This window comes from Alkalicella caledoniensis, assembly GCF_014467015.1.
Taxonomy (GTDB): Bacteria; Bacillota; Proteinivoracia; order Proteinivoracales; family Proteinivoracaceae; genus Alkalicella; species Alkalicella caledoniensis.
On sequence record NZ_CP058559.1, the window covers coordinates 3,478,144 to 3,496,777 of the forward strand.

An 18,634-nucleotide genomic window follows, 5' to 3' on the forward strand; every position below is an offset into this window, starting at 1 on the left:
AAAAATTTAATGAACTTAAACGTGATAGATGGAAACTTGCTCAAAGAGTTGTTAATAGCAGGTGGCCATTCATTAGGCATGCATAAATCTGAAGTTGACAGCCTCAATGTTTTTCCAGTGCCCGATGGGGATACTGGTACTAATATGAACCTTACAATGACATCTGCTGTCAACGAAGTTAAAAAAGTTACAGACAATAAAGCTAGCAGTATGGTAAAGGCTTTATCCTTAGGTTCTCTTATGGGTGCAAGGGGAAACTCAGGTGTAATCTTATCCCAGCTATTCAGAGGATTTTCTAAGGTTTTAGAAAAAAAAGATACTTTTACACCAGTAGACTTTGCAAATGGTCTAAATGAGGGTGTTAAAACTGCATATAAGGCTGTTCTCAAGCCTGTAGAGGGGACTATTTTAACTGTATCTAAGGGGGCTGCAAAGGCAGCACTTATAGAGGCACAAAAGGGTGGTAACCTAGTAGAAGTTATTGAGAAAGCTCTAGAACAGGGTGAAAAGACCCTTAAGCAAACACCGGAAATGCTTCCTGTACTAAAACAAGCGGGAGTAGTTGATGCAGGTGGTAAAGGATTATTAGTGATTTACGAAGGTTGGCTTAAATATCTTAAAGGTGAAGAGATTACCTATACTAAAACTGATGAGAACTTTGAAAGCTTTGTGGATGAACATCCAACTGACCCTAAGGATATTGAGTTTGCGTATTGCACTGAATTTATAATAACAGGTAATAACTTAGATCCTGACAAAGTAAGGGATGATTTAATTAAGTTTGGACTAAGTGATTCACTTCTTTCTGTGGGTACAGATGAAATGGTCAAGGTACATGTTCATACAAATAATCCAGGTAAGGCCCTTGAATATGGTGTTGGTTTAGGAAATCTTCAGGGAATAAAAATAGACAATATGCTTATTCAAAGTGAAAACTTTGGTAAAGATAAAGAAGAGATAAAAGGTCCACAAAAAGATGTTGGAGTTGTGGCCGTGGCGTCAGGTGAAGGACTTAAAAATATCATGATGAGCATGGGAGTAGATCATGTGATAGAAGGTGGACAGACAATGAACCCTTCCACCGAAGATTTCTTGAAAGCTATTGAAAAGGTGAACGCAAAAAGTATAATATTATTACCAAATAACAGTAACATTATTTTAGCCGCTGAACAGGCTGAAAAAATTGCCCCTATACCTGTGAAGGTAGTTAGGAGCAAAACTATTCCTCAGGGTATTGCGGCACTTTTAAACTATCAAAGTGAGGGTATTGATCTTGAACAACTACACTCAGTTATGCAAGATGCAATTTCTTCCGTTAAATCAGGTCAAGTTACTTTCGCTGTTCGTGATTCTAAGTATGATAATCTAGATATAAAAGAAGGTAACATTTTAGGTATAGCTGAAAACAAAATAGAGGTTATAGGTGAAAATGTTACTGACACTACCCTTGAACTTTTAGAAAAACTTATTAATGATGATAGTGAAATAGTTACTTTATTTAGTGGTGTAGAAGTAACTACAGAACAAGGTGAGCAACTAGTAGAAATAATTTCAGAAAAATTTGATCATGTAGAAGTTGAACTTCATTCTGGCGGTCAGCCACTTTACTACTACCTCATTTCTGTAGAATAACACCCTAAAGAGGGGGATGAAAATGGGTAATATCGTTATTGTAACAGACAGTACAGCAGATCTACCTTTAGGCTTAGCTGAAGAACTAAATGTTCATATCATACCACTTAAGATACAAGTTGGTTCAGTAGCCTATAAAGATGGTGTGGATTTCTCCATAGATGAATACTGTAGAAAAAGTAAAGAGGGCTGTAAAGATATTAGCACAAGCCAACCTTCTCCGGCAGAATTTATGGAATTATACCAAGAGTTGGGGAAAGAATATAATATAATTATTTCAATCCACATATCATCAAAGCTCAGTGGTACAGTTTCATCTGCAAGTATTGCTACTACCATGTTAGGAGAGGGCTATGACATAACTGTAATTGACTCGAAACTAGCATCCATGGCCTTAGGAGCACTTGTAGTTGAAGCAGGGAAAGCATGCAAAGAAGGTTATGGAAAAGAAGAAATCATTAATATTATTAATAAAAAAAGAGAACAAATAAATGGATTTCTACTAAGTGAGAGTGATCAGCTCTTCAGCACACTTTTAAATGTTCAGTTAGATGATGAAGATAAGGATAACTTTAAGATATTTACCTTTAACCAAGACCAAGGAACATTTTCATTAGTAGAAGGCCATAGGAATAAATTAAAAGCAATAAACTCCCTTCTGAATTTAGCAATTTCTGGGTTAGAACAAGATAAAAGATATAAGATTGCAATAACACATTGTGACAACTTAGAAGATGCCATAAAGCTTAGGGATTTGCTATCGGACTCAGTTTCATATGATGAACTAATAATTTCCGAAACTAGCTCGGTAGTTGGTGCTAATATAGGTTTAGGTTCAGTAGGTATAATAGTATACCCAGTATAGACGTAATAGGAGGTCCAGGAAAATGAGTGTATTTGATATTATAGGCCCGGTGATGATCGGGCCTTCTAGTTCACATACTGCTGGCGCAGTCAGATTGGGAAAAATGGCTAAAACCATAGCCAATGACGAAATTGTACACTGTGACATTTTTTTATATGGATCATTTGCAAAGACCTATAAAGGCCATGGCACTGATCTCGCATTAATTGCAGGCCTTCTTGGCTTTAGTGCTGATGACGAAAGAATAAAAAACTCTTTCAGTATCGCGAGGGAACGTCAGATAACCTACCGCTTTATCGAAAGCAATAAGAAAGGGTATCACCCTAATACAGTAGAATTTCATATACAAACTGTAAAAGGTGAAAGAATTCGGGTTGTTGGAGTTTCTATTGGTGGGGGTAATATTATAGTAACTGAAATCGACAACTTTAAAGTTAAGTTACCTGGGACATTCTTTACTTTGATTATCCCACATAGGGACAAGTATGGAATAATTTCTAAGATAACTGGCAAGGTGGCAGAAGACAAAGCTAATATAGCATATATGCGTGTTATACGAGAAGAAAAAGGTGTCAGTGCACTGATGGTTCTAGAAACTGATCATGAAGTTTCTCCTAATTGCATCGAAAACATTAAAAACCTAGAAGAAGTCATAAAAGTTTCTTTTATTAAACCTATTTAGGGGGAGTACTTGTGGATACACTACTAGAGATAGTTACTCAGGCAAATACGAAAAAATGCAAGGTTTCAGATATTATCATAGAAGTAGAAGCTAAGCGCGCTGATAAGAGTGTAGAAGAAGTTATTGCTCAAATGGAACAATACTGGCAAATTATGAAAGACGGGATTAAAAAGGGACTATCGCCTGACGTTAAATCAGTATCTGGTTTAACTGGAGGAGACGCTAGAAAATATTATAACAATAACAAAGGATTATTAGGTACTACATCAATGAAAGCAGTAGCTTATGCTATGGCCATGGCTGAAGTCAATGCATCTATGGGTAAGATTGTAGCAACACCTACTGCTGGATCTTGTGGGATTTTACCAGGTGTTTTACTTGCTATTTCAGAAGAGAGAGATATAGAAGATGAAAATATTGTCAAAGCTCTTTTTACAGCTGCTTCTGTAGGAACCATAATAGCTAAAAAGGGGACTGTAGCAGGTGCTGAAGGGGGATGTCAGGCTGAATGTGGCAGTGCAGCAGCCATGGCGGCAGCAGCTGTAGTTGAACTGTTAGGTGGTTCCCTTGAAGATATGTTACACGCAGTGGCCATATCACTTAAAAATATAATGGGTTTAGTATGTGACCCCGTGGCAGGGCTAGTAGAAGTGCCTTGCATCAAAAGAAATGGTGGTTGTGCTACCATGGCAATGATGGCTTCTGACATGGCTTTAGCAGGTGTTAGGAGTGTAATTCCTGCAGATGAAGTTATTGTAGCCATGGCAGAAGTGGGAGAGATGATGCCTGTGGAGTTAAAGGAAACATCTATGGCAGGGCTTGCTAATACTCCTACAGCGAGAAATATTGAGGAAAAGCTGGGAGGAAACTAAAATGTTGAAAAGGGATATTCAGTTTTTAAAAGGTGTAGGTCCCCAAAGGGCAAAACTTTTCAAAAAACTTGGGGTTGAAACAGTGGAAGATTTGTTGTTTTTTATACCTAGGGATTTACAAAGGATAACAAACGCTAATTCCCTTACAAACTTACAAGATAAAGAAAAAGTATCCCTTGAAGGACAAATAGTGGAGACTCCCTTTTTAAAAAAAGTTCGGAACAATCTAAGCTTTATAAATACAACCATATCAACAGGAAACGGGCGGGTTAAAATAGTAATATTTAACCGCCCGTATCTATTAAATAAACTTAAAGTTAATAGTTTTGTTGCCATTGAAGGTGTTTATAATAATCAGTACAAGCAAATAACTGTATCAGACCTTAAATTCCCTAGTTCAAAATCTGTAGCAATAAATGAAAAAACTCCTGAGAGTAAATATGTTCCTGTTTATAACTCAACAGAAGAACTAAGCCAAAAAATAATAAGGCAAACAATTTTTGCTGCACTAACCACAATTAAAAATATAGATGATTCTTTACCAGAAGAATTTAGATTAAGGTTTGGACTACACTCACTGTCTGAGAGTATTAGGGGTATTCATTTGCCTGTCAGTGAACAACACTGGCATAAATGTAAAAACAGATTTATTTTCGAAGAGTTGACTGTTTTTCAAACTGCAATGTTATATTCAAAGCAATTGGCCCATAACGAAATAGGTATACAACAATACATAGATAATAGGACTGTTGAAGGCTTTATAAACAATCTTAAGTTTTCCCTTACAGATGATCAGAAAAAAGTTATAGGAGATATTTTAAGGGATATGGGCAGTCAAAGATCTATGAATAGACTTGTTCAAGGGGATGTGGGAAGTGGTAAAACCATAGTAGCCACTGTAGCCCTGCTAGTGGCAGCTTTAAGTGGTGGTCAGGGTGTATTGCTCGCACCAACAGAAATACTGGCAGAACAGCATTATAAGAACTTATACCCGATTTTTAAAGAACATAAAATTGAAGTTGTGATTCTTACTTCATCCACTAAGGATAAAGAAAAAATATATATGAAGATCCAAGGGGGAGAAAGTCAAGTTGTTATTGGTACCCATGCTGTCCTCCAGCAAAATGTAGAGTATAAAAATCTATCTCTGATAGTTACAGATGAGCAGCACAGGTTTGGGGTAAAGCAAAGGGCAGCCCTTCGAGCAAAAGGTAAACACCCTGATGTACTTGTAATGTCTGCCACACCCATACCTAGAACCCTTTCACAGGTCTTATACGGTGATTTAGATGTTTCTATGATTAAACAGATGCCCATGGGCAGAAAACCTATTTTGACATACAGTGTGTCGCCTCAATCTAGGGAAAAAGTATATGAGTTTATAATCAAAGAACTAAAGCAAGGTAAGCAGGGCTATATTATATGTCCACTTATTGAAGAATCTGAAAAGGTAACTGGGGAAAGTGCCATAACTTATCACAGTAATGTTAGTAAAATTTTTGACAAATACAAGGTTGGACTTCTACACGGTCAAATGAAACAAGAAGAAAAAGATCAGGCAATGCTCAAATTTAAAGAAGGATACTTTAATATGCTAGTTTCAACCACCGTAGTTGAGGTAGGTGTCGATGTCCCTAATGCCACGGTTATTGTCATAGAAAATGCAGAGAAATTCGGTCTTGCTCAATTGCATCAGTTAAGGGGTAGGGTGGGACGTAGCTCTTTACAAAGTTATTGTATCTTAATTTGTCACTCAAACAGCGAGACTGCAAAAAAAAGAATGGGTATTATGACATCAACAACAGACGGCTTTAGAATTTCAGAAGAAGATCTTAAACTAAGGGGTCCAGGAGAATTTTTTGGGATAAGGCAACACGGATTACCTGAGTTTAAGTATTTCAATTTATTAAATGACTTAAGCCAAGTAAGTAAAGGAAAAGAGGCTGCTGAGTTTTTGATATCTAAATTACAAGATGAAAGATATGCTCATATATTTAGCAAGATAAGCGATTTTTACCACAATTACTTAAATTAAAAAAGGGAATCCTAAAATAAGGGATTTCCTTTTTTCTTATTTTATTCATTTTGCATCCAGTTCATGAAGTTTCCTCTACAGGAAATACCTTCTAGCATATAAGGAAATCAAACGTGTAATACTAGAAATACAACAGCAAAAAGGAGGTGAAACACAAATGGCAAGACGTAGTAGACGTAATAGACGCACTGTGGTTCCTCAAGCTGAGCAGGTACTAGATCGCTACAAATACGAAGTTGCTTCTGAATTAGGTTTAGCTAACCAAATTCAAACTGGTGGGTGGAACAACCTTACTACCAGAGAAGTAGGTCAAATCGGTGGTCAAATGGTTAAAAGAATGATTCAAGACGCTGAACAACAACTTCAAGGTAAAAAATTCTAATTTAAGCTAATTTAAATTAAAGAAATATAATAAACAATAGGAGGTGCCTAAATAGTGGATACTATTAACAATGCTAACCAAACTGAAAGACAACAAGGTTTCTCTGAGCAACAAATATTAGTTCCTCAAGCTGAGCAAGCTCTAGATAACCTAAAAAATGAAATCGCTTCTGAGCTTGGATTAACCCAAAAAATCCAATCTGTTGGTTATGCCAACATGTCTCCTTATGAAGTAGGTCAAATTGGTGGTCAAATGGTTAAGAGAATGATCGAGATGGTTGAATCTCAAATGGCTAACACCAATAACCCACAAAGATAACAACAAAATATAAAAAACCATATAAATCAAAGGATGCTTTTCGAAGCATCCTTTTTGATTATTTAATTAATATAAAAAAATACCGGCGGTGGGGGCCGCCGGTCTGGGAGAGGAGAAACCGGAGGAAGAGTTATGGGGAAATGGTTAATTTTTTGCTGCAAAGATTGGTGTGTTTGGGGATTGAATCCTTGCTGCATCTCCGGTTCATTATATATCTTGTCTAATATTTGAGATTTTATACAAAAAAATATAAAAAATTGCTAAATGACCAATTTGCTGGTAAAGTACTATTATGTTAAAATTACCAAGTAAGGTCAGGTGATGAAAAATGCGTGTTATAGCTGGAGAAAAAAAAGGGTTTCCATTAAAAGCGCCCAAAGGAAGTAATACGAGACCAACCTCAGATAAAATCAAAGGTTCAATTTTTAATATGATTAGCAATAACATGAATTTTAATGGTAAAAAAGCCATTGATTGTTTTGCAGGCAGTGGTGGCCTTGGAATCGAGTTTTTAAGTCGAGGTGGTGAATTTTGCTTATTTGTTGAGCAAAATAGTCAGTCTTATAAAACTATACATGAAAACATAGAAAAGACCTCTTATGGCAATAAATCAAAATTAGTAAAAGGAAATGTTTTTTCCATATTAGATAATGAAAGGTTTGACTTATTTCTTATTGATCCACCTTATAATAAAGGTATTGCTCAAAGGACCATTGATATGGTAACAGATGAGGACTTATTAAATGAGGGCGGACTAATTGTTGTGGAAACAGATTCTAAAGAATCCGTTAAATTTAGTGAGGATTACTTTGTACTTAAAGCAGAAAAGAGCTATGGGGACACCAAAATAACAATATTATCAAGGAGTTGATTTATGTGGCTAAGGCAGTTTATCCAGGAAGCTTTGATCCAATAACAAATGGTCACTTAGATATTATAAAAAGGGCTAGTGAGATTTTTGACGAAGTTATCGTTGCAGTTGCTACAAACTCTAGTAAAGAACCGCTTTTTTCCATAGAAGTAAGAATAGAAATTATAAAAAGAGTTATAGATCAATTTCCCAACGTTAGGGTTAGTACTTTTAATGGACTACTAGTAGAATATTGTACTGAGCAAAAAGCGAATGTAATAATTAAAGGTCTACGGGCAGTTTCCGATTTTGAATATGAATTTCAAATGGCCTCCATAAACAAAAAGTTAGGAGACCATATCGAAACATTATTTATGATGACTAACACTAAGTACTCCTACCTCAGTTCAAGCCTTGTTAAAGAGATAGCAAACCTAAAAGGGGATATTGATGATTTAGTTCCCCCTGAAGTGTTGCCCCTATTAGCGGAAAAATTTAACCTTTAACGGAGAACCAAACGAGTTTAATTGACTTATACACAAATATAAGTACAACTATTGCTAGGCATAATATAATGGGAATAAAAATCAAGGTCATCCTTGTCATAATAAAAGCTAGAGAAAGATTAGGTTGCTGACTTAAAAAAGCAGGAACTGCTTGGGGAAGAACGTTTATAATACCGAATTTCACTAGCAAGAAGGTGTAAATTGCGGCTAATACACCGTGTAGTACTCTCGCACATATAAAGGGCTTGATACTTAGATCAGTATCACTGACCATGCTAGCAACCTGTGCAATGACAGAAATTCCACTAAAGGCAATTATAAAACTTACAGCAACTAATTGGGATAGGGCTGAAACGTCGGCTAAGGCAGCCTGCTGGCTACCAATATCAACCTCGAAAATTCCACTTATGTACGCAACAATTAAATCAAAGGTAACACCTAGAGGTGCTAGAAATTTAAGTAAGCCACTTGCTATTAAACCTATAAAACCAACTTTGATCAATATTTTAATTAAAACAGAGAATATTATTATAAAACCGCCAATTGTCAGCATAGTGTTAATGGCATTTTTTACAGCATCACCCATAAGCTGACCAATGGGTCTGCCATCGTCTTCTTTTGCCTTTTTTAAGCTAATAAGGGCTCTAAGTAAGATGTTCTGTTTCCTAGATGATTTTTCCGTATAGTCAGAACGGTCATTTCTTTTATAAAACGCCATTACTATACCCACGGTAATACAAGATAAATAATGGGCAGCGGCTATCAAAACTCCATATTCAACCCTAGAAAACATCCCAACTGCCACAGCACCGAACATGAACAGAGGATCAGCAGTATTTGCAAATGACATTAATCTTTCACCCTCTGTTTTATTACATAAATTTTGCCGGCGTAATCTACCAGTTAGAATGGATCCAATGGGGAAACCTGAAGCTAAACCCACAGCCATAACGAATGAGCCAGACCCTGGAACATTAAATACAGGTCTCATTATAGGCTCTAACAACACACCCATAAAATGAACAACTCCCATGCCAATTAGCAACTCTGCAGCTATAAAAAAAGGGAGTAGAGCAGGGAAAACAACATTAAACCACAGATTTAATCCTTCCTTTGCAGCACTAAATGCGTCTTCTGGGAATAAAACCATAGAAACTGCCAAGAATATTGTACTAAAAGCCCCTAAATAAATAAGAGTATCCTTCTTAATCATTATACATCCTCTCCTATATTTTAGCATCTCTTCTAATGATATTATGATTAAGTGATAAGTATGCCTTAACTATTTTAGGTGATTGAGAATAAAAACTATTTTTGGCCCATAATTTAAATGTGTAGGTGATGTGATAATGAAAGGGAAAAAAGTTGGTCTTGCTTTAGGTGCAGGTTCTGCTAGAGGTTTAGCCCATATAGGTGTGCTTAAAGTTTTAGAAAAACATAATATTAAGGTTGATTATATTGCAGGAACAAGTATAGGTGCATTGGTAGGGAGTTTATATGCCGTAGGCATACCAGCCAATATGTTAGAAAAGCTAGCACACAATTTGAGTACTTCTTCTTGGGTTGATTTGACTATTCCTAGAAAGGGTCTTGTTTCAGGTGAAAGGGTACAAGAGGTTATTAGACTACTAACCAAGGGATGTACCTTTGAAGAATGTAAAACACCCCTTAAAGTTGTGGCCACAGATATAGAAAATGGTGAGAAGGTAATCATAGACACGGGACCCATTTACAAAGGTGTCCGGGCTAGTATAAGCATACCTGGGATCTTTACTCCTGTTGAATATCTAAATAAGCTACTTGTTGATGGGGCAGTTACTGATAGAATACCTTCATCCATAGTTCGGCAAATGGGAGCAGACATTGTAATTGCTGTTGATGTTAACACATTTAAGCCAGCTATTAATGTTAATAATATATTTGATGTTTTGTTACAGACCTTTGACATTATGGAACGAGAAGTACTGAAGTTTCGGACGGTAGATGCTGACGTACTTGTAAAACCTGATGTGAAGGAAATTGGTTCTTTGCAATTTACCAAAGTAAGCGAAGGAATTTTTGCTGGGGTAGAGGCCATGGAAAGGGAAATTGAAAAAGTTAAATGTTTGATTGAAATGGGGGAGGATAATGAAAACAAGATTAATATTTAAGAAAGTACTCATTGGGCTAGTTATTGTTTCTTTTCTTTTAGGACTAGTTTTTTTAGATACTGGATATTTAACTATACAACCAGGATCCGCAGTTCTCATAGAAGAACTTATAGAAATAGATGAATTTCCACCTAAAGAAGGAGATCTTTACTTATTGACCGTGAGTCAACAAAAGGCGTCACCCCTTCTGTACATGTTTGCATCTATGAATCAAAAGGTGGATTTAGTAAAAAGGGAAGCCGTCATACCACCAGACATGGATTTAGATGAGTACTATCAACTATCCATAGATATGATGAATAATAGCCAATTAAAGGCTAAGTATGTGGCTCTGACTAACGCTAAAATTGATGCGGATATTACATCAGAGGGAGTGTTAGTTGAAAAGGTACTCGAAAGGGGTAGTGCATATGGCTACTTGCTAGAAGGTGACCTTATAACAAAAATAAACAATGAGAATGTTTATTTTGATGAACAAGTTATAAATAATATAAGAACAAATGAAATAGGGAGCAATGTAAATATAACAGTCATAAGAGAAAAAGAGGAATTATCCCTTTTAGTGCCCATTGGTGAAAGTGAAACTGTTCGTGGGACACCAGCCTTGGGTATAATGGTCCGTAATAAGGCATTAAACTTAACTTCTCCCATTGATATTAGTATAAGTACCCGTAATATAGGTGGTCCCTCAGCGGGCATGATGTTTGTTTTAGAAATATATAACAGGCTTACAGAAGGTGATATAACAGGTGGTTTAAAAATTGCCGGTACAGGGGAAATCTTGTGGGATGGATCTATTGGTCCTATTGGTGGAATGAAACAAAAAGTTTTTGCTGCAGAAAAAGAAGGAGCAAGTATACTGTTTTGTCCTGAAGAGAATTTCGATGAAGCTGTTTTATATGCCACACAGATAGAGGTAGTTAAGGTCTCACACTTTAAAGAAGTTATAGATTACTTAAACAATAAAAATTAAGGGAAGGTGGAATACTCCACCCTCCCTTAATTTTTTAGTAAAATAGCCTCTTGTAAATACTCCAGCTGTTGTACATGCTTTTTGTAAAAGAAACTTGAATAAATGTTAGTAGCCCGTACCTCAAACTCTAGTAGCTCCTTTTCTAAACTACCATAGCTAAACCCTTGTATGAGTTTATTGAAGTTAAGTGAGTATGGTACACTGCTATGTTTTTTTATATCCTTTAACAAATCAATGCCCCTAGCTGAACAGCCCAGAATCCGTAAGTAACTACCAGGGTGTTGATTTGATTTTTCAATTAGCTCAGAATTTAAACCTAAGATAAACTGCATGGCCAACCTTGAAACACGACTTTTGGAATATCTCTTTGAACTAACTGAAAGTAAAAAGCTGTCTATATCTTCATTGTGTTTACATGCACTAAAGAACCTATTTTCTAGGCCAACTTCCATGCGATGTAGTTTTTTTAGCTCTGAAATCCCCTGGCGATAAATTAGGTTGAAGAAAAAGTTAGACATATCACTGATATTTCCTGGTTTTTGTACAGAGCGTAGAGATCTGCTTAGAATATCCATACTTATTTTAGGCATGTATTTAGAAATTTTAACTAAGTTTTGTTCATTAGCTTTTATGTATGGCCTTAGTGCTGTGGCACTGGCTATGTTATGGTTTGGCAATTGGGTGTTATTGTAATCATTTTTGATTCTTTTGATAGTACTAACTTTTAAGTTTAAATCATGCTTTATCAAGTTTTTAATGTATTCCAAACCTAGTATATTGTTTGAACCATTTAAGATGTCTGGATTATTTACAAGGTTACTTAATGCTTCGTTATAACTCACGCCGGTTTTAAGATGTTCTCTTATTTTCTGCGGGTCTTTCTCTAAAGCTAAAAGATCACGGGCGGTGTCTATAAGTGATGAAGCATCTCCAACTTCTGAGCCAAAGACTATATCAGTAACAATACCACTGTTAGCCAAAAGATGCACTGCTCCTAAAGCAAAACCTTCAGCGCTTTGAATAGCAAAACAAGTAGGTAATTCAATAACTACATCAACACCACAGTTTAATGCTATTACGCTGCGAGTCCACTTGTTTACAACTGAAGGCTCTCCCCGTTGTACAAAATTACCACTCATAACACCAACAACAAATTCACATCCGGTAATTTCTTTAGCCTTTTGTATGTGATAAAAGTGACCATTGTGAAATGGATTGTATTCTATAATAATGCCTAAAACTTTCTTCATAACTTACCCCCTATTAGCAGCTTTATCTAAAAAATAGCTAAACATATTAAAAAAAACTCTTTAGATTAAATTATAGCATAAAAAATACTATTAACTAAAATAATAGAAAATGAAAATATAAGTATAGTAGGGTTTATGATTTTTTTGTTGTTATAATAAAATAAATTTATCTGTAAACCCTTGCAAAACCACTGTATAAAGTCTAAAATAAGAATGGGATTGTTGTTATAATTATAAAGGAGGTAACTGTTTTGAAAATTTTAGTTGTAAATTGTGGAAGTTCATCTCTAAAATATCAATTAGTTGATATGAATGGAGAGCAAGTATTAGCAAAAGGTTTAGTAGAGAGGATTGGGCTTGATGGCTCCCTTTTAGTACATGAAAAAGGTGACGAGGACAAAGTCAAATTACCAAACGAGATTCCTAACCATAAAATAGCTATAGGTCTAGTAATTGACACTTTGGTAGATCCAAACTTGGGTGTACTATCAGATATTAAGGAGATTGAAGCAGTTGGTCACCGCGTTGTTCATGCTGGTGAAGAGTTTGCAGGTTCAGTTTTAATTACAGACGCAGTAATGAATGCACTAAACAAATGTATTGAATTAGCACCACTACATAACCCACCAAACATTATGGGAATTGAAGCTTGTGCTGAAGTACTACCAGGTGTTAAACAAGTAGGTGTATTTGATACAGCTTTCCATCAAACTATGCCAAAGAAATCTTTCCTTTACGGATTGCCATATGAGGCTTATGAAAACCACTCTGTTAGAAGATATGGTTTCCATGGTACTTCCCATAAATATGTTGCTCAAGAAGCAGCTAAAATGCTTGGAAAAGATATTGCAGACCTGAAAATTATAACATGCCACTTAGGCAATGGTGCCAGTGTTGCGGCAATAGATGGTGGAATTTCAGTGGACACCTCCATGGGCTTTACACCTCTAGAAGGTTTAGTTATGGGAACAAGATGTGGAGATATAGATCCAGCAATAATTCCTTTTATTATGAACAAAGAGGGATTAGATATAAATGGAGTAAATGATTACCTTAACAAAAAATCAGGTGTTTTAGGAATATCAGGTGTTAGCAGTGACTTTAGGGATATCGAAAACGCAGCAGGACAAGGTAACGAAAGAGCTCAGCTTGCTTTAGATATTTTTGCTCAAAGGGTCAAGAAATATATTGGTGCATACGCCGCTGTTTTAGGTGGAGTTGACGCAGTTGTATTTACTGCAGGTCTTGGTGAAAACTCTCCAGAAACTAGAGAAACTGTGTTAGCTGATTTTGAATTTTTAGGTATTGAAATTGACACTGCTAAAAATAAAGTACGTGGAAAAGCTACTAACTTCTCAAAAGATGGAAGTAAGGTTCAAGCATTAGTAATTCCTACAAATGAAGAATTAATGATTGCAAGGGATACTCAAAGTATCGTAAAATAACTGTTATTTCTGCTAGGATAATAAATGCTTGACTTTTGGGTAATACTGATATAAAATTGAGGGTGATTTTGTGAATGAAAATATTGCTCCAATAATCAATCTTGGGGATATCAACAAATGTCCAAAACAGAAAAAACAGTATAGTTTCTTATTAGATCAAACTGATATACCACTGGATTTGCCAGGGGTGAAATTAGATGGTCCAGTTACGGCTGACTTAACTGTTCAGAATTCTGATGGTATATTTGAACTTTTTGGCCAACTATCAGCTAAACTTAAATTAAATTGTGGAAGATGTTTAGTAGAAATAATTAAAGACGTCGATTACCATATGTCTGAAAAATTTATAGTTGGAAAAAACCAAAAACATGATGACGAAGATATTATTGTATTAGAGAAGGAGCAGTTAAATCTTTTAGATTATATTGCAGAGGGTATAGAATTTGCAATTGATTCTAAAGTGGTTTGCAAAGAGGACTGTTTAGGTCTATGTCCAGGTTGTGGATGTGACTTAAATAAAGGGAGCTGTACGTGTGATCTTGAAAACATAGATCCTAGAATGGCAGTTTTGAAGAACCTACTTAAAAAGTAGCCTTGATGTTTATTGAGGGAGGTGGATATAAATGGCAGTACCTAAAAGAAGACATTCCAAAGCTCGTCAAGCTAAGAGAAGAGCTAACTGGAAACTAGAATTACCATCAAGTATGGCATGTCCACAATGTCATCAACCAAAATTACCACATAGAGTTTGCCCAGAATGTGGTCATTACAAAGGTAAACAAGTAGTTGCGAAATAAAAAAAGTGGGGGGGTTCCCCTGCTTTTTTTATATGCTTTTTGAGGGTTATGCAGTTACGCCTTAAATATTTTATTAAAATGTAATTATTTGCTTGCATATCTTACCATTCTTAATTATAATTGTTATTAGTAGGTACTAGTACATGGTTTTATTAACGGGAGGGAATACTTGTGGCAAGGGGTAATAAAAATAAAAAACAGCGTCATCAAGACCTTTTGAAGATAATAGAAGAGAATCCATTTCTTACAGATGAGAAACTTGCAGAAAATTTTAAGGTCTCCATTCAGACAATACGCCTTGATAGATTAGAACTAGGCATTGCCGAACTTAGGGAAAGAACTAGAACTATGGCTCAGGATGCATATTCAGACCTTAAATCCATAGATCAGCAAGAACTCATTGGCGATTTGTTATCCATAGACCTTGGGAAAAGAGCAATTTCAATATTGCAGACAACTGATCAAATGATCTTCCAAAAAAATCAGATTGTCAGAGGCCATTACATATTTGGGCAAGCTAACTCTTTAGCAGTTGCAGTGATTGATGCTAGGACAGCACTGACAAAAGAGGCCCACGTTAAATATTTGAAACCCGTTTACGAAGGGGAAAGACTTGTGGCTGTAGCAGATGTTATAGAGCAATCAGGAGATAAATTTACTGTAGAAGTAAAAACTACCAGTGAAGGTAAGACTGTTTTTCAAGGTAAATTCACAGTGGTGGTTATAGGGGAGGTATAAAAATGGAAAATGTGAAAATAGCTTTGGATGTTATGGGTGGAGATAATGCTCCATATTCCATAATTGACGGTGGACTTGATGCATTGAAGGAAGATAATGAAATTTACATATTTTTTGTAGGACCTAAGGAAACCATCGAAGAACATATAGCATCAAAGAATTTTTCCGGTATTTCTGGGAGGTATGAGATAATTGATGCCCAGGACGTAATAACAAATGATGACAAACCAGTGGAAGCTGTGAGAGTCAAGAAAGAATCTTCATTGGTTAAAGCTGTCACTTTAGTAAAATCAGGTTTAGCTGACTCTGTTGTAACTGCAGGAAACACAGGCGCCTTTATGGCTGCTGGATTCTTTGTTTTAGGCCGAATCAAAGGTATTTCTAGGCCAGCATTGGCTCCTATATTCCCAGCACAAGGTGGTAGACATACAGTCGTATTAGACATAGGTGCAAATATGGATGCAACTAGTGAAAATTTAGTTCAATATGCTAAAATGGGCAGTATTTACGCAGAAGCTGTATTTAGGATAGAGAAACCTAAGGTAGGACTATTAAACATTGGAGTTGAAGAAGGGAAAGGAAATGAAGTAACTAAAGCTGCCTATGAATTACTGAAAAATGAAACAGATATAAACTTTATCGGTAATGTTGAAGCAAGGGAAGTGCCCATGGGTGCAGCTGACGTAATAGTTTGTGATGGTTTTGTGGGGAATGTTATGCTTAAATTCATGGAAGGGTTGGCATCTTCTATTTTTTCTACCCTAAAAGAAGAGCTAACAGCAGGATTTTTTAGAAAACTAGGAGCTCTAACCCTAAAACCTGCTTTCAATGGTTTTAAGAAAAAGATGGACTACTCAGAACACGGAGGAGCACCACTTTTAGGTGTTAAAGGTGCATGTGTTAAGAGCCATGGCTCCTCAGATGCAAAGGCAATAAAAAATGCTATTTTAAAACAAGGAAAGGGGATGGTAAAAGAAGGAGTGCTAAAGAAGTTTAATAAAGGCATATAATAAAAAAGGAGAGATATATATGGCAATTAAACTGGTAGTTGATAGTACAGCTGATTTATCTCAAGAGATCATTGACAGGTATGACATTCAAGTTGTACCACTTAATGTTCACTTCGGTGAAGAGCTATATAAAGACGGTGTTGACTTAAATACAGAAACTTTTTTTGAGAAACTAAAGGGTTCAAAGGTTATGCCTAGAACATCCCAACCATCTCCAGGAGATTTTCACAAAATTTACACATCCTTATTAGCAGAAGGTCACTCTGTAATCTCTATCCATATTTCTGCTAACTTAAGTGGAACTTATCAGTCGGCCACCATTGCTAAAAACATGCTTTCTGATGCTGATATTACGATTATTGATTCTAAATCTGCGTCCCTAGGTCTAGGCCTTATTGCCTATCAATGCGCAAAACTTATTGAAGAAGGTGAAAAAGATACTAGGACCATTACTGCACTTATTAATAATATTATTGAGGATCAAATAATCTATTTCGGTGTTGATACACTGGAGTTTCTACAAAAAAATGGTAGAATCGGCAAGGCTTCAGCACTTATTGGAACATTGCTTAATGTAAAACCAATTTTAACACTAAATGAAGAAGGTATTGTAGCACCTGCTGGAAAGGTCCGTGGGAAAAATAAAGTTATACCATATTTAGTTGATAAAGCAGTTGAAAAGTTTGGTAATGAAGAGGTAAATATTGCAATAGCCCATGCTTTATCTGAAGATCAAAGGGATGCTCTTTTGAGTACAGCTAAGGAAAAATTAAATGTAGTGGACGTCTTAGAAGGAAATATAGGTAGTGTAATAGGCACAAATGCAGGGCCAGGTGTAATCGCTATAGTTGTACATAAAAGAAGTGCCATTTAGCATCTTAAGGGAACATAGATTTTCCCTTGAAAACCTGTTTATACAGGAGTGGAACCTTCTTACTGTTTAACAAACTCAGTCAACAATGCTTTTAGTACAAAAGATAAAACTTTGAGAAAAAATTTTTTAATTACTTGAAAACTAAAGGTGAAATATGTAAAATGAATGGGAAAGGAGGTGGCAAGTATGAATGTATTCGATAAAGTTAAGAAAATTGTAGTTGAACATACCAGTGTTAGCGAAGATTCAGTAACATTAGAAGCGAGCTTTCAAGATGATCTAGACCTAGACTCCCTTGATATCATGGATTTACTTATGGTATTAGAAGAAGAATTTGACGTGCAAATACCAGACGAAGAACTACAGAAAATGAAAACTGTAGGTGATGTAGTTAGCTATATCAGTGAAAATATAGAATAAGGGTAAGCCCCGTATCAATAATGGCACGGGGCTTATTTTTAAAATGGAGTGACAATTATGTTAAAAATAGAGAATTTACTAACCGCATACAGCATTCCCTTTTCAAGAAAACAAAGATTTGTTCAAGCGTTTACTCATACGTCTTATGCATTTGAAAAAAATTTAGGGCTAAAGGGGCATAATGAACGCTTAGAATTTTTAGGTGATGCAGTGCTAGAACTTATAATAAGTAAATATCTGTACTCTTTTACCACAGAGATAACAGAGGGTGAAATGACCAGACTCAGAGCCCAAATAGTATGTGAACAGTCTTTGGTGAAAGCAGCAAAACGCTTGAATTTTGGTGAGTACTTACTGCTAGGAAAAGGGGAAGAAAAAACTGGTGGTAGGAAAAAACCATCTATTCTTGCTGATACTTTTGAAGCTTTTGTTGGTGCACTTTACTTAGAAATAGGATTTGATAGCTGTTACGACATTGTTGTGGATATACTGAAAACGGAGATTAACGAGGCATTTATAAAAGGTGAAACAGACTACAAAACTCAGTTACAAGAGTATGTCCAGAAAAATGGCGTAAATCAGTTGCAATATAAGGTTGTAAAAGAAACAGGTCCAGACCATGAAAAGGAGTTTACCACTTCCGTATACTTAGATGGACAAATAATAGGATCTGGGGTAGGTAAGAGCAAAAAACAAGCAGAACAATCGGCTGCACAAAAAGCTTTAGAGAAATTCATAGACAATTAACTTTTAGCGGAGAGAACTTCTCTCCGCTAAATATTTATTTAAATTTTATAAAAGTGATGGTACAATATACCCATGACAGGAAGGTAGG

Annotated in this window: 21 protein-coding genes; 19 read left to right on the plus strand and 2 right to left on the minus strand. The window is 35.9% G+C overall.

What is annotated here, in order from left to right; all coding sequences use genetic code 11:
• Window positions 1–9: 9 nt before the first annotated feature.
• From HYG86_RS17040 to coaD, 9 genes are all read left to right on the plus strand, one after another.
• Window positions 10–1,632, plus strand: a complete 1,623-nt coding sequence (locus HYG86_RS17040) for a DAK2 domain-containing protein (protein ID WP_213166750.1) — start codon at window positions 10–12, stop codon at window positions 1,630–1,632.
• 22 nt (window positions 1,633–1,654) lie between these two features.
• Window positions 1,655–2,497: a DegV family protein gene (locus HYG86_RS17045; RefSeq protein WP_213166751.1), complete on the plus strand. Its 843-nt coding sequence runs from the start codon at window positions 1,655–1,657 to the stop codon at window positions 2,495–2,497.
• A 22-nt stretch (window positions 2,498–2,519) separates the two neighbouring features.
• Window positions 2,520–3,179, plus strand: coding sequence for an L-serine ammonia-lyase, iron-sulfur-dependent subunit beta (sdaAB, locus tag HYG86_RS17050; protein ID WP_213166752.1), 660 nt, complete (start codon window positions 2,520–2,522; stop codon window positions 3,177–3,179).
• A gap of 11 nt (window positions 3,180–3,190) precedes the next feature.
• Complete coding sequence (sdaAA, locus tag HYG86_RS17055; protein WP_213166753.1) at window positions 3,191–4,051, plus strand: L-serine ammonia-lyase, iron-sulfur-dependent, subunit alpha; 861 nt, start codon at window positions 3,191–3,193, stop codon at window positions 4,049–4,051.
• A gap of 1 nt (window position 4,052) precedes the next feature.
• Window positions 4,053–6,086 carry an ATP-dependent DNA helicase RecG gene (gene recG / locus HYG86_RS17060; RefSeq protein ID WP_213166754.1) on the plus strand — a complete coding sequence of 678 codons (2,034 nt, stop codon included), beginning with the start codon at window positions 4,053–4,055 and terminating at the stop codon, window positions 6,084–6,086.
• 157 nt (window positions 6,087–6,243) lie between these two features.
• Window positions 6,244–6,468: an alpha/beta-type small acid-soluble spore protein gene (locus HYG86_RS17065; RefSeq protein WP_213166755.1), complete on the plus strand. Its 225-nt coding sequence runs from the start codon at window positions 6,244–6,246 to the stop codon at window positions 6,466–6,468.
• Window positions 6,469–6,522: 54 nt separating this feature from the next.
• Window positions 6,523–6,786, plus strand: coding sequence for an alpha/beta-type small acid-soluble spore protein (locus HYG86_RS17070; protein ID WP_343064144.1), 264 nt, complete (start codon window positions 6,523–6,525; stop codon window positions 6,784–6,786).
• 328 nt (window positions 6,787–7,114) lie between these two features.
• Window positions 7,115–7,657, plus strand: coding sequence for a 16S rRNA (guanine(966)-N(2))-methyltransferase RsmD (rsmD, locus tag HYG86_RS17075; protein ID WP_213166756.1), 543 nt, complete (start codon window positions 7,115–7,117; stop codon window positions 7,655–7,657).
• A gap of 5 nt (window positions 7,658–7,662) precedes the next feature.
• Entirely contained in the window at window positions 7,663–8,142 is a 480-nt protein-coding gene (gene coaD / locus HYG86_RS17080) for a pantetheine-phosphate adenylyltransferase (protein WP_213166757.1), read from the plus strand.
• Here coaD and ylbJ read toward each other — a convergent pair.
• Window positions 8,132–9,355, minus strand: a complete 1,224-nt coding sequence (gene ylbJ, locus HYG86_RS17085; protein WP_213166758.1) for a sporulation integral membrane protein YlbJ — start codon at window positions 9,353–9,355, stop codon at window positions 8,132–8,134. The two genes, coaD and ylbJ, sit on opposite strands and share 11 nt — an antisense overlap.
• A 136-nt stretch (window positions 9,356–9,491) precedes the next feature.
• Between ylbJ and HYG86_RS17090 the strand changes: the two genes are divergently transcribed.
• Together HYG86_RS17090 and HYG86_RS17095 are read left to right on the plus strand one after the other, a co-directional pair.
• Window positions 9,492–10,292 (plus strand): patatin-like phospholipase family protein, encoded by an 801-nt coding sequence (locus HYG86_RS17090; protein ID WP_213166759.1) that lies wholly within the window; start codon window positions 9,492–9,494, stop codon window positions 10,290–10,292.
• Complete coding sequence (locus HYG86_RS17095; RefSeq protein WP_213166760.1) at window positions 10,270–11,265, plus strand: YlbL family protein; 996 nt, start codon at window positions 10,270–10,272, stop codon at window positions 11,263–11,265. Before HYG86_RS17090 ends, HYG86_RS17095 begins: the two co-directional genes overlap by 23 nt.
• Window positions 11,266–11,291: 26 nt before the next feature.
• Here the strand turns inward: HYG86_RS17095 and HYG86_RS17100 are convergent, their stop codons facing one another.
• Entirely contained in the window at window positions 11,292–12,515 is a 1,224-nt protein-coding gene (locus tag HYG86_RS17100; RefSeq protein WP_213166761.1) for a nucleotidyltransferase, read from the minus strand.
• A gap of 251 nt (window positions 12,516–12,766) precedes the next feature.
• On the opposite strand from HYG86_RS17100, the gene HYG86_RS17105 reads away from it, so the two are divergent.
• From HYG86_RS17105 to rnc, 8 genes are all read left to right on the plus strand, one after another.
• A complete protein-coding gene (locus tag HYG86_RS17105) occupies window positions 12,767–13,960 on the plus strand; it encodes an acetate/propionate family kinase (protein ID WP_213166762.1) in 1,194 nt (397 codons plus the stop codon).
• A 70-nt stretch (window positions 13,961–14,030) separates the two neighbouring features.
• Window positions 14,031–14,552 carry a YceD family protein gene (locus HYG86_RS17110; RefSeq protein ID WP_213166763.1) on the plus strand — a complete coding sequence of 174 codons (522 nt, stop codon included), beginning with the start codon at window positions 14,031–14,033 and terminating at the stop codon, window positions 14,550–14,552.
• Window positions 14,553–14,583: 31 nt separating this feature from the next.
• Window positions 14,584–14,757, plus strand: coding sequence for a 50S ribosomal protein L32 (gene rpmF, locus HYG86_RS17115; protein WP_213166764.1), 174 nt, complete (start codon window positions 14,584–14,586; stop codon window positions 14,755–14,757).
• Between the two features lie 171 nt (window positions 14,758–14,928).
• Window positions 14,929–15,495 (plus strand): transcription factor FapR, encoded by a 567-nt coding sequence (gene fapR, locus HYG86_RS17120; protein ID WP_213166765.1) that lies wholly within the window; start codon window positions 14,929–14,931, stop codon window positions 15,493–15,495.
• Window positions 15,496–15,506: 11 nt separating this feature from the next.
• Complete coding sequence (gene plsX, locus HYG86_RS17125; RefSeq protein ID WP_213169355.1) at window positions 15,507–16,505, plus strand: phosphate acyltransferase PlsX; 999 nt, start codon at window positions 15,507–15,509, stop codon at window positions 16,503–16,505.
• A 19-nt stretch (window positions 16,506–16,524) separates the two neighbouring features.
• The gene (locus HYG86_RS17130; protein ID WP_213166766.1) at window positions 16,525–17,379 is read left to right on the plus strand and encodes a DegV family protein; all 855 of its coding nucleotides are present in this window, start codon (window positions 16,525–16,527) and stop codon (window positions 17,377–17,379) included.
• A 186-nt stretch (window positions 17,380–17,565) separates the two neighbouring features.
• A complete protein-coding gene (gene acpP / locus HYG86_RS17135) occupies window positions 17,566–17,799 on the plus strand; it encodes an acyl carrier protein (RefSeq protein WP_213166767.1) in 234 nt (77 codons plus the stop codon).
• Window positions 17,800–17,856: 57 nt separating this feature from the next.
• Window positions 17,857–18,546 (plus strand): ribonuclease III, encoded by a 690-nt coding sequence (rnc, locus tag HYG86_RS17140; RefSeq protein WP_213166768.1) that lies wholly within the window; start codon window positions 17,857–17,859, stop codon window positions 18,544–18,546.
• Window positions 18,547–18,634 lie beyond the last annotated feature (88 nt).